This window comes from Sphingobium sp. SA916 (assembly GCF_002894065.1).
GTDB lineage: Bacteria > Pseudomonadota > Alphaproteobacteria > Sphingomonadales > Sphingomonadaceae > Sphingobium > Sphingobium fuliginis.
Genome location: NZ_LXYF01000013.1, coordinates 1 through 1,275 on the forward strand (window position 1 = coordinate 1; position 1,275 = coordinate 1,275).

The 1,275-nt window shown below is 61.0% G+C and carries 1 protein-coding gene; it reads left to right on the plus strand.

All coding sequences use genetic code 11. From position 1 onward, the window contains the following. Positions 1-63 precede the first annotated feature (63 nt). Positions 64-1,241 (plus strand): IS3 family transposase gene (locus A8G00_RS03355; protein ID WP_102999998.1). Its coding sequence is split into 2 segments (ribosomal slippage): positions 64-328 and positions 328-1,241, totalling 1,179 coding nucleotides; the frame shifts between segments, so codons are not numbered across the junction. The last annotated feature ends 34 nt before the right edge of the window (positions 1,242-1,275 follow it).

Genomic DNA, 1,275 nt, shown 5'->3' on the forward strand with positions numbered 1-1,275 from the left:
TGATCTGCCCCCCGCTGAGCGGCCCAGAGACTATGATAGTCTGGACCACGAAAGGGACGATGAATGCCGAGCAAGAAGCACAAGCCGGAAGAGATTATCGGCAAGCTGCGTGAAGTTGAGATTGTGCTGGCGCAGGGAGCCTCGACAGCAGAGGCGTGCCGCCGGATCGCAGTCAGCGAGCAGACATACTATCGCTGGCGCAAGGAATATGGTGGCCTGAAGACCGACCAAGCGCGGCGGATGAAGGATCTGGAGAAAGAGAACCAGCGGCTACGCCGGGCGATTTCGGATCTGACGTTGGACAAGCTGATCTTGCAGGAAGCTGCCAAGGGAAACTTCTGAGCCCCGCGCGGCGGCGGCGCTGCATCGATCAGTTGCGACAAGATTTGCCGATCCAGGTGTCCGAGCGGCGGATATGCCGGGTGCTAGGGCAGCATCGATCGACACAGCGCAAGGTGCCGCGTGGGGCGGATGACGAACAGGCGCTCACGGAGGACATCATCGCGTTGGCGAAGCAATACGGTCGCTATGGCTACCGCCGGGTGACGGCGTTGCTGTGCCATGCGGGGTGGACGGTGAACCACAAACGGGTCGAGCGGATATGGCGACGCGAAGGATTGAAGGTCCCGCTGCGCCAGCCCAAACGGGGACGCCTGTGGCTCAACGACGGATCATGTATCCGCCTACGGCCTGAGTATCCCGGGCATGTGTGGGCCTACGACTTCGTCGAAGGGCGCACGCACGATGGCCGCAAGTTCCGGATCCTGACCATCATCGATGAGGCCAGCAGGGAGTGCCTGGCACTCATCGTTGCCCGGCAGCTCAAACACGAGGATGTGCTGGCGGCGCTGGCTGACCTGTTCATTTCTCGCGGTCCTCCGGCACATATACGGTCCGACAACGGAAGCGAATTTATCGCGACCGCCGTCCAGAAATGGCTGGGGCAGATCGGCGTGACGACGCTCTACATCACGCCGGGATCACCATGGGAGAATGGCTATAACGAAAGCTTCAATGGATCGCTTCGCGACGAACTGCTCAACGGCGAGATCTTCTACAGCCTCGCTGAGGCCAAGGTGCTGATCGAGGCATGGCGGCGGCATTACAATACCGTTCGCCCTCACAGCAGCTTGGGTTACCGACCGCCGGCACCGGAAACGGCGACACCGCCATATCCGGCCTCCGGTTCCGCTTCGCTCCACCTCCGTCCGGATATGGCGGCGATGGGCTTAATACACTAACAAACCAATCGGTTCACTCGGCGGGGGCAGATCA